Annotated in this window: 11 protein-coding genes, 3 tRNA genes and 1 pseudogene; 5 read left to right on the top strand and 10 right to left on the bottom strand. The window is 44.8% G+C overall.

The genetic code is table 11. The features are described 5' to 3' along the window. Positions 1–114: 114 nt before the first annotated feature. From CS022_RS06860 to CS022_RS06840, 5 genes and pseudogenes are all read right to left on the bottom strand, one after another. Positions 115–190 (bottom strand) — tRNA-Phe (locus CS022_RS06860). A gap of 7 nt (positions 191–197) precedes the next feature. Beyond that, positions 198–273 (bottom strand) — tRNA-Thr (locus CS022_RS06855). Between the two features lie 48 nt (positions 274–321). Further along, positions 322–412 (bottom strand) — tRNA-Ser (locus tag CS022_RS06850). A gap of 207 nt (positions 413–619) precedes the next feature. After that, entirely contained in the window at positions 620–1,897 is a 1,278-nt protein-coding gene (locus tag CS022_RS06845) for a dicarboxylate/amino acid:cation symporter (protein ID WP_129121664.1), read from the bottom strand. Positions 1,898–2,418: 521 nt separating this feature from the next. Next, a pseudogene (locus tag CS022_RS06840) lies at positions 2,419–2,898 on the bottom strand (MarR family winged helix-turn-helix transcriptional regulator). 102 nt (positions 2,899–3,000) lie between these two features. Between CS022_RS06840 and CS022_RS06835 the strand changes: the two are divergent. Both CS022_RS06835 and CS022_RS06830 read left to right on the top strand, forming a co-directional pair. Then, a complete protein-coding gene (locus tag CS022_RS06835) occupies positions 3,001–3,879 on the top strand; it encodes a DMT family transporter (RefSeq protein ID WP_235869304.1) in 879 nt (292 codons plus the stop codon). Between the two features lie 184 nt (positions 3,880–4,063). Then, complete coding sequence (locus CS022_RS06830) at positions 4,064–4,972, top strand: Rieske (2Fe-2S) protein (RefSeq protein ID WP_129121662.1); 909 nt, start codon at positions 4,064–4,066, stop codon at positions 4,970–4,972. A gap of 30 nt (positions 4,973–5,002) precedes the next feature. Here CS022_RS06830 and CS022_RS27215 read toward each other — a convergent pair whose 3' ends face one another. Further along, entirely contained in the window at positions 5,003–5,128 is a 126-nt protein-coding gene (locus tag CS022_RS27215; protein ID WP_268967876.1) for a hypothetical protein, read from the bottom strand. 247 nt (positions 5,129–5,375) lie between these two features. Here CS022_RS27215 and CS022_RS06825 point away from each other — a divergent pair, with 247 nt between their 5' ends. Further along, positions 5,376–6,284 carry a Rieske (2Fe-2S) protein gene (locus CS022_RS06825; protein ID WP_129121661.1) on the top strand — a complete coding sequence of 303 codons (909 nt, stop codon included), beginning with the start codon at positions 5,376–5,378 and terminating at the stop codon, positions 6,282–6,284. Between the two features lie 51 nt (positions 6,285–6,335). Here CS022_RS06825 and CS022_RS06820 read toward each other — a convergent pair whose 3' ends face one another. Beyond that, positions 6,336–6,779, bottom strand: coding sequence for a 5' nucleotidase, NT5C type (locus CS022_RS06820; protein ID WP_129121660.1), 444 nt, complete (start codon positions 6,777–6,779; stop codon positions 6,336–6,338). A gap of 302 nt (positions 6,780–7,081) precedes the next feature. On the opposite strand from CS022_RS06820, the gene CS022_RS26065 reads away from it, so the two are divergent. Together CS022_RS26065 and CS022_RS26060 are read left to right on the top strand one after the other, a co-directional pair. Further along, complete coding sequence (locus tag CS022_RS26065) at positions 7,082–7,480, top strand: hypothetical protein (RefSeq protein WP_235869303.1); 399 nt, start codon at positions 7,082–7,084, stop codon at positions 7,478–7,480. Further along, entirely contained in the window at positions 7,420–8,061 is a 642-nt protein-coding gene (locus tag CS022_RS26060; protein WP_328590325.1) for an alpha/beta hydrolase, read from the top strand. Before CS022_RS26065 ends, CS022_RS26060 begins: the two co-directional genes overlap by 61 nt. A gap of 51 nt (positions 8,062–8,112) precedes the next feature. On the opposite strand, the gene CS022_RS06810 is transcribed toward CS022_RS26060, so the two are convergent. The 3 genes from CS022_RS06810 to CS022_RS06800 are packed head-to-tail and all read right to left on the bottom strand — an operon-like array spanning position 8,113 to position 9,165. Continuing rightward, on the bottom strand, positions 8,113–8,346 hold the full coding sequence (locus tag CS022_RS06810) for a hypothetical protein (protein ID WP_129121659.1): 234 nt from the start codon (positions 8,344–8,346) through the stop codon (positions 8,113–8,115). Positions 8,347–8,386: 40 nt separating this feature from the next. Then, positions 8,387–8,773, bottom strand: a complete 387-nt coding sequence (locus tag CS022_RS06805; protein WP_129121658.1) for a hypothetical protein — start codon at positions 8,771–8,773, stop codon at positions 8,387–8,389. Continuing rightward, on the bottom strand, positions 8,722–9,165 hold the full coding sequence (locus tag CS022_RS06800) for a hypothetical protein (protein WP_129121657.1): 444 nt from the start codon (positions 9,163–9,165) through the stop codon (positions 8,722–8,724). The genes CS022_RS06805 and CS022_RS06800 overlap by 52 nt, the downstream gene beginning before the upstream one ends. Positions 9,166–9,321: the final 156 nt, after the last annotated feature.

The following is a 9,321-nucleotide window of genomic DNA, read 5'->3' as shown; positions in this document are numbered from 1 at the left end:
ACTGATTACAAGTCAGTTGCTCTACCAACTGAGCTAAGCCGGCACACAAACTTTGGAAATGTTGCTCTGAACTGGCACCATTTCCTTGTAACCGAAGAATCGATTACGGAAATATGGTGCCTCGAGGCGGAATCGAACCACCGACACGGGGATTTTCAATCCCCTGCTCTACCAACTGAGCTATCGAGGCGAATAAATGGTGCCGACTACCGGAATCGAACTGGTGACCTACTGATTACAAGTCAGTTGCTCTACCAACTGAGCTAAGTCGGCACACTTTATTCTTCGCTATCTCGCTCTATTCAGCGTGACAACATAATGTGGCGGAGAGATAGGGATTTGAACCCTAGATACGCTATTAACGTATGCCGGTTTTCAAGACCGGTGCTTTCAACCACTCAGCCATCTCTCCGTAGGTGCGGCGAATGATATGGGAAGCTCGGGATCTTGTAAACCCCTACAAATACTGTTCGAACAACATTTAACCGTTTGATGTGATTTTCTTTGTTGTTCGCTCAGTTACCATACAAAATTAATGAATATTTTCAGTTCCCGAACGTAATTCATGAAAAAAGCGGAGCCGAGGCTCCGCTTTGTCATTCGGTGTTCACACCACGCATTATTGCGTCGCTTCCACCACAGAAACTTTCTTATCTTCTTCTATCGGCTGAATCTCGCCTTCAGATTTCGCAACAATCGTGTTCACCGCAGTATCACCAACCACATTTGATGATGTGCAGAACATATCGTTGATACGGTCAACGGCAGCAACAATCGCAAGTCCTTCAGGAGGAATTCCCAGTTGGTGCAACAACACGCCAACCATCACGATACCGCCACCAGGAACACCGCCTGCACCAATAGAAAGTAACAGCACAGTAAAACCCAGCGTCAGCATGTCTGATAACTCAAAAGGCTGACCAAACGCGTTAGCACAGAAGACTGTCGCGATCGCAATGTAAATAGATACACCAGACATGTTCATTGTCGCGCCAAGCGGCACACCAAAACCTGCCACAGACTTAGACACACCAATTTTGTCCGTCAGTGTGCGCATGGTGACTGGAATGGTCGCGTTTGAACTTGCGGTAGACAGAGAGAACAGCACTTGCTCGCGGGTCTTGCGCGAAAACTCTCTGGCAGAAATCCCGGTCGTCAGTTGAACCATCATTGGATAGAAAACAAAGATCCAGAACGCCAGCATAACTACCACCAGCGCAACATAGCTCGCGACACTCATCAATGTGTTTGCATCCAGTGTAGCACCCAGTTGAATCATTAAGGCAAATACGCCGTAAGGGGCAAGGCTCATGACCAAACCAATCAACTTCATCATCACATCATTAGCGACTTTGAAGGTACGTACCGCTGGCCCACCTCGAGAGTCCAAAGCTTGGATTGCGATACCTGTCAGAATAGCCATAAAGATGATTTGCAGCATGTCACCTTCTGCAAATGCTTTCACAGGGTTGCTAGGTACAATATTGACTACCAACGAGGCGATATCTGGCGTTTCTGTCGCTGTTATCGCAACAGCACCCGCGACTTTAGATGCTAAGTCGACGCCTGCTCCCGGCTGAACAATGTAAGCAACCGTCAGTGCAGCAATAATTGCGACGATGGTATTGAGCAGATAGAGACCGAATGTTTTGCCTCCTAAACGACCAAAAGAGCGAATATCTTTAAGCTCCACAATGCCGCAAACAATTGAGATATACACCAGAGGCACAACCAGCAACTTAATCAGCGAAACGAACATGGTGCCGACATTTTCAGCGAAGCCCAGGAGGTAGTGATCAAAGAGGGAAATGCCGTTGAAAATGTATTGAATTGCCGTTCCGAGCAATAATCCGGCAAATAAGCCGAGAAATATTCTGCTAGATAGTGGTTTGTCCATTCGTCACACTCCAAAATTTTGTGTTTTATACTTACCTTACTTTCAGTGAATATCACCACAAACAAGATATGCGTCGAAATACTACACAGGGAAAACACAAAATAAAGGCTTTATTTACTTTTGGTTTACAAGGTGAATAAACAATCGAGTTGTAAAATGAATAAAGATCACATCTATAGAAATAGCCGCCAACACATTAAAAAGTCGTATCTTTCAGCACAATTCAATGAACACATCGCATAAATATTCTACAAAAAAGCGATTTAAATCGAAGAGAACGATTTCATTAGCATAAACACATTTTTTATATCATTAGAAGCGTCAATAGCACTGTAGAAAACCGCTCACCGTCGTAAGAGATTTAGGTGATGAATATCACTGAATAAGAAAATCATAAAAATGTGATGTCGGACAGGTTTTTGACCGTCACGGAGACAATAGGATGGAGTTTGGGAATCATTAGCGGGGAGCATTGTTAATAAAGTGACAAGCCCCAGCGCTATTAATGTGACACCTGTTCGTTATTCGTTAGCTAATAACCATTTTTTTAAAAGGTGAGCAAGTTGCTGCTGTTCTTCGGTACTCAACGGGGAGAGGATTCTTGCCTCATTGTCTATATGCCGTGAAAACACTTCATCGATAAGCGATATACCTTTTCAGTGAGCGAGACCCGACAACTCCGCCTGTCTATCTCACTGGCTTGCCTTTCCACAAGCTCACGTTTTACTAACCTTCCACCTTGTGCTAATGGCACCTGACGACAGCATCAGAGCTTGGTATAGCTCTGTCGGCGTCACTGGCTTACCGGCTCTTCGTAGCGACGCCAAAATATCAAACTCAATACTGCTCAATTCGTATTCTTTAAACAGCGCGTAAACGTCTTGGCTCATCATGCTGGTCGCACGGCTCATGCGTCCCAACACCTCAATTGGCGAGCAATCGATGTCTGGTCTTATTGCTTTCCATTGCGACAAAACCAAATCGACGTGATCGTGTTTCATTTACTCCTCCTTATATCTTTTTGAAAAGATACTTGAGCCAAAGACAAAACTCCAATATATTTACTTCACCAAAAAGATACTTTTATAAGAAATTATAGGTGAATGATGTTCCGCATCTTACTTGCGTGTTCAGTTCCCATCCTTTGGGGCAGCACTTACTCTGTGGTGAACCTCTTTCTCAGTGACCTGTCTCCATTCTGGGTTGCTGTCTGGCGTGCGCTGCCAGCCGGGCTGTTATTGCTTTTACTTAAGCCGGGCAAACCACCTTTAAGCTGGACCAAGATGTTCCAGCTGAGCACACTAAACATTGCCCTGTTTTTCCCCTTACTGTTTATCGCTGCATACCGCCTTCCTGGCTCGGTTGCGGGGACACTTGGGGCGACGCTTCCCTTGCAGCTGATGTTCATTCAGTGGCTGTTTGAAGGTAAGCGCCCTGATCCTAAATTGTTATTACTGGCATTAGTAGGGCTTGCAGGTATTGTGTTGATCCTCAACCCTTCAGCAGATATTGACCCTTACGGTGCAATGGCTGCGCTAGTGGCAACCGCAATGGTGGCAAGAGCATCACTGCTTCTTAAGAAATGGCCTGTCAGTGATATTTTCCGCCTGACTGCATGGCAACTTACGCTGGGTGGTTTTATGCTCATTCCAATTGCACTGTTTTTTGCTGGTGCACCAAAGATGGTCAATACGACGCACCTTCCGGGAATTCTTTGGATCTGTGTGGTAAACAGTGCGTTTGCATATTGGGCATTTGCGAAGTCAATCAAGGCTTTGGGGCCAAATGTAATGTCAATGGTTAGTATGTTAAACCCTGTCGCTGCAGTCATTCTGGGTGTCAGTCTGGTTGGTGAGTCTTTAGGTACTCTCCAGTGGCTGGGAATAGGCATGGTCGCGCTTTCACTGGTGCTTATGAAATTTGCCAGTACGCCCAAGAAAAAGAAAAGTGACGGCCTGATGACTGTTTCCAAAGCCCGATAATATTTACTGATTGCATATCATTGAGTGGTCACCTTGCTATGTATTGGTAGCCACTTTAGTCAAATATTCCTAAATGATCGCTTTTTCTAATATTCAACACACCAACGTCTCTCTTCGCAAACCAGATTAAGTAGGTACCGGCTGACGCTACAGAAAATGTTTTTGTCTCAAGGAGCGATACCGAATGAGCCAGTCATCTGTCTTAAACCACTCGCCGAACCTATATCAATTACTCGGAAACTTTCTCGTCGATAAGTATCGACGTTATCGTCTGAGTTCGGCTAACACGTCCCCTCTGATTTGCAGTCTCGTACAACATTTACCTATTCGCATTGAACGTATGTTCGAGAACGCGATAGATGGCGAGCACCTACCTTTCTTACACAGTTCGACGTTTGCAGAAATTAATATTCTTGAATCAGGTCGATGGGGCTGGGAAGCAGAGCTGTATATGAGGCCAAAATCCTTCATGACTAAGATGAGAATCAGGCTTGAACTGGACCGAGAGCGCAACTGCTGGGTGACAAAAACCCTTTCTGGACTGGGCAAAGGCACAGAGATACGCACTCACGCGATCCCCAAAGGCGAAAATCAGATAAAAGTCGTCATCGACTTTTACGTGCCAAAATTACCCGGCTTCTTGCACAAGAAGTACAGCGAGTATTACCTGAGCACCTATCAGCGGCTCTATGAAGAGGACTTCTCAATGATGTCTGAACGACAGCTGGCGCTTGATTTCAACAAGCAAGGTGCCAGAAGGCCTCGCACTGAGTATACCGAAGGGATAAATCTCGGTTTGGCATCTGTGCTGCAAAGCGAGAAAAGCACGATGTTTGTTTTTGATGGCAAAAAGTATTGCTTGCGATTTTATCAAGACAAGTGGATTGCTTACTCAGCAACCTGCCCACATATGTTGGGGCCATTAAACGAAAGCGAGATCGCTGACGGCCACATTGTCTGCCCGTGGCACAATTATCGTTTTGATATAAACACAGGACAGTGCAGCTCAAATGCCAATTATTGCTTAACCACGCCGCCTGATATTTATCATGACCCTGCGACGGATGAACTTTGGACCACAGGGCGAGTATAAGGAAAGTCTTCATAAGGCATTATCTGAGCATTATTTTACGATCAGATAACGCCTTATCAACACCCAATCAGAGAGTTTGATCATGGCCAACATTACATAACCCACCGTCAAAGCACACCATCTCTCACCCAGACGCACTTTCACTGATGCTGACATGAAATTTGCCTTCACGCCCAAAAACGAAAATTGACGACTCTCTGACTATTTCTTAAGTCCCAAAATAACAACTGGTTGCATATTTTGAGTGACACACTTCGAAGAAACATGGTCACTCAAGTAAGACATCTCCTAACTTTTTCATTTTCTAATATTCGACACACGCCGCTATCCTGCCTGCGATGCAAGATACAACTAATAAGATTTACTTTGTAGTTAATACCCTTGTCTCAAGGAGCGATACCTCATGAGCCATTTATCTGTATTAAGTCAATCGCCGAGCATCACTCAACAGGTTGGAAATTTTCTTCTTGATAGATATCGTCGCTGCCGTTTGACTATCGCTAACTCGCCCCATTTAGTATGTAGTCTGGTACAGCATCTCCCAATCAATACCGACCGTATGTTCGAGAATGCTGTAGATGGGAAATACCTTCCTTTTATACACCGCTCAATTTTCGAAGAAATTACCATTCTGGAGTCTGGTCCATGGGGATGGGAAGCCGAATTATATATGAAGCCAAAATCGTTCCTGACAAAGATGAAAATCAGGCTTGAGCTGGACAGAGAGCGAAATTGCTGGGTCACTAAAACACTCTCTGGCTTGGGGAAAGGCACCGAAATTCGCTCGTTCGCAATTCCCGAAGGCGAAAATCAAATAAAAGTGATTGTTGACTTCTACGTACCTAAATTACCGCGCTTTTTATACAACTATTACAGCGAATACTATCTCAGCACTTACAGACGCCTGTACGAAGAAAATATCCCGATGATGTCAGAACGACAAAACGCTATTGATTTCATAATAAAAAAAGCCCAAGCACCACTAAAGAGCAAAACAGGAAAAATCAAACTTGGTTTAGCATGCGTCCTAAAAATCGAGAACAACACAACCTTTGTTTTTGAAGGCAAGAAATTTTGTCTTCGATTCTATCAAGACAAGTGGATTGCATACTCTGCGACGTGTCCACACACATTGTCACCATTAAACGAAAGCGACATCATCGACGGTCACGTTACATGCCCGTGGTACGCTCATCGCTTTGACATCAAAACAGGAATATGCAGTTCTAATATGAATTATCGCTTGGCTACGCCGCCTGAGATTTCTTATGACACGGCGACTGATGAGCTTTGGGCAATGCGAAGCATGTAACTTAGCGTACCACATATATACGGAGGGACTCTGAACGTGAAATGAATACGTTTACACATCCAGATAACTCCGTATGGATACCCAATCAGGGTATTGCTCACTGCCAAAGTTAAGCAGTTCACCCTCAAAGCATTCCTGCCCGCAACCAGACGTATTATCGTCGATCAGTATATCGCCCTTCATCACACTTTTGTCTTTACTGATGATAAGGCGCCTAACAAAATCAAAACCGAGCACATTCTCTACCCAGACACGCTTTTCGGTGTAGCACATCGGATTGTAGACCGAGGGCGCAGTGAGAATATAGGGTTTGTATCGCTTGGAGGCCATTAATGCTTCCATCGCCTCAACAGCACCGTCTAACGGTGGCAAGTGAGCAAAAAAGCCATATTGAGACTGGGGGTAAACTTGGAGAGGGTCTTTCTTTAAAGCTTGCTCAAACGCACCAGAGTAATCGGCAAGAACATCATCGAGATCGATAAATACTGTTTTCATTTAACTGGCAGCTCTCCAGAGAAGGAAGGTGATTGATGAGAGAAAAGCACATACTTGTCTAACTATAGCAAGCCCGATTTGTAGTGAAAGCAATCTCTTAGAAACCTTGTTGAATTAATTACCTTCCTTACACAGCGAGCACAGCATTAGTTTGCTGCCTAAACCCCGAACAGCAAGAAACTGATTCATTCAACGACACTAGGGGTTTGGTTTTGGGTTATGCGAGCTGAGGGGTAACTACAACACACTTGATTCAGTATCATAACTTCCACTTTTTGAATCTAAGTTGATGGGGTAGTGAGATGCGACAGGTTGCTCCTGAGCTCGCTCAATGGCTTTCACAATTTAACAGCCAACTTGAAGAGCTTATAAAAGCAGGATATGAAAGAACACCGCTGACAGCCCGCAATGGTTTGGCGACACTGACTGCAACCTTCGTCACAACCAAGCCAGAGGTTTCCCAGATTATTGATGATACGCTGTCCGTGCAGCAAACCTATTCGATACATGGCCAAACTACAACCCCAGCAAATAGTATTCCTGTCAGGATCTACCGCCCCGCGGCTGACCATCCCATGCCTGTTATGTTGTACTTGCATGGTGGCGGCCACATGGCAGGAAATATAGAGTCTACGACCCTATTTGCCGAAAAATTGCCGACAAAACCCAACATATTGTCGTTTCTGTTGATTACCGTTTAGCGCCTGAACACCCCTACCCCGCTGGCCTTACTGATGCATACTGTACCGCAGAACATTTATGGGGTTTGTTGGAAAAACACACCATAAAAACAACACGGCACCTCACCATTGCGGGTGATTCCGGTGGTGGTGCCATGGCTGCAACCATTACTCAGATCGCTACCGAGCAAAAGGCTTTCTCGATTAACAGGCAGGTTCTGATTTATCCGAGCCTAGACTATACAATGAGCCAGCCATCATTAGAGGAAAACGGTCATGGTTACCTTTTAACCAGAGAAACCGTGACTTGGTATTTCGACCACTACTTTAAGCACCAAGAAAACAGAGAACACGCCTCTCCATTGTGGCTGCCAATAGATTCAAATTATCCGTCAACGCTATTACTGACAGCAGAGTTTTGTCCGCTTCGCGACGAGGGCTTTGCGTTCGTTGAGAAACTTAAGCACGCGCATGTTCAATGTGCACATGTTCACTTTGAGGACATGATCCACGCGTTTATGAACATGGAAGACCTCACACCAAAAGCCTGTGAGAAGCTTTATTCGTCAATTGCAGACTTTGTCGTCAAGGGAACCTCGTAGGTCATTATCTCTGAAGCGCTGGGAGTTAAAGAACGCTAGTGATTTGCTGTTTCAGCCCCATGCACCCAGCGCCATAGCCGTCGCAACAAACACAGAGCTCATCATAAAAGACAGACAAAGTGCTGTAATGCCAACCGCAATAAGGCTTGAGCGCGTAACGAGCGGCTTCGATGCAACAAAGCCAGCAAAAGCATAAAGGGGCAGAAACGCGATGAACACAATACTGGCAGGCAAACTGATCGCAGACACCAGATAGCCACTGACCACAAACAATGATTCAATCAAAGCGGTTCCTCCCTAACAGGATTAATTCACATAAATCCAACTACTTAAATTGATTGATAACCGCATCATTTACAGGCCCCCAGATAAAGTCCTCGAGAAGAACATTCATACCTGCCAATGGACCTTCACCTTTTCCTACACTCACAATGTGAAAAGAATCACCGATTCGCATGACTTTCCGTTCAATGTGTCCGGGGTGAAGAATATGGTCTGGCAAAGTATCATTCTTTATACCGACCTGATTACCATTTTCATCATAAATTGCGGTTGTTGAAATCGTATCTTTGCCCCATGGCCCCGGTATATCAACATCAGCCTGATAAGGCTGCCCTGGTATAAATGGACGAGTTTGATTTGGATGAACACCTTGTTTGTTCAGCGCATCAATGACGGCTTCTTTCGTGCAGCCTGCTCGCCAATTTTGCATACCGCATCTGAAATATAAGTGTACTGATGGTATCCCGGGCCGATCAGGCTTTCATAGTAATCTGGATTTTCTGCCTCAATGTCTTCAGCGGTAATACCCACATTTTCAACGTTACCTCCACCCTCTGTATTTGGACCGCCTGTTCCCCAAACATTCGTTACGACGTTGCTGCACCAACGACAGGCATGTGTCCACCATGAATCATAAGGCGAACACCTAGTTTCTGGAGGGGGGTAGGCAACCGTTCCACCTGGAAGGTGGTCAGAGTACTGCCAATAACTAAAACAGTAGCCTGTCGGTTTTTGGTAAACACTCCGTTCACATCGATACTCGCCACTATTCGATGTGGAATGAATGCTGGAAGAAACCGTTTGAACATTTTTGACACTCATATTCCCTTTCTCTAACGCTGAACAATGAAGTGCCTAGCCAAATCGACCAGTCATTAACTGGTCTTTTATATTTTTTATTCATTCAATAAAAAATATGCATTAATGTGAAAACGCTCATGTCTTTTAAATGAGAATTAGAATGGATAATTTAAACAA

The sequence above is a fragment of the Veronia nyctiphanis genome, assembly GCF_004116385.1.
Lineage (GTDB): Bacteria > Pseudomonadota > Gammaproteobacteria > Enterobacterales > Vibrionaceae > Veronia > Veronia nyctiphanis.
Note: the sequence above shows the minus strand (reverse complement) of the source record. Positions and strands in the feature narration are given on the sequence as shown.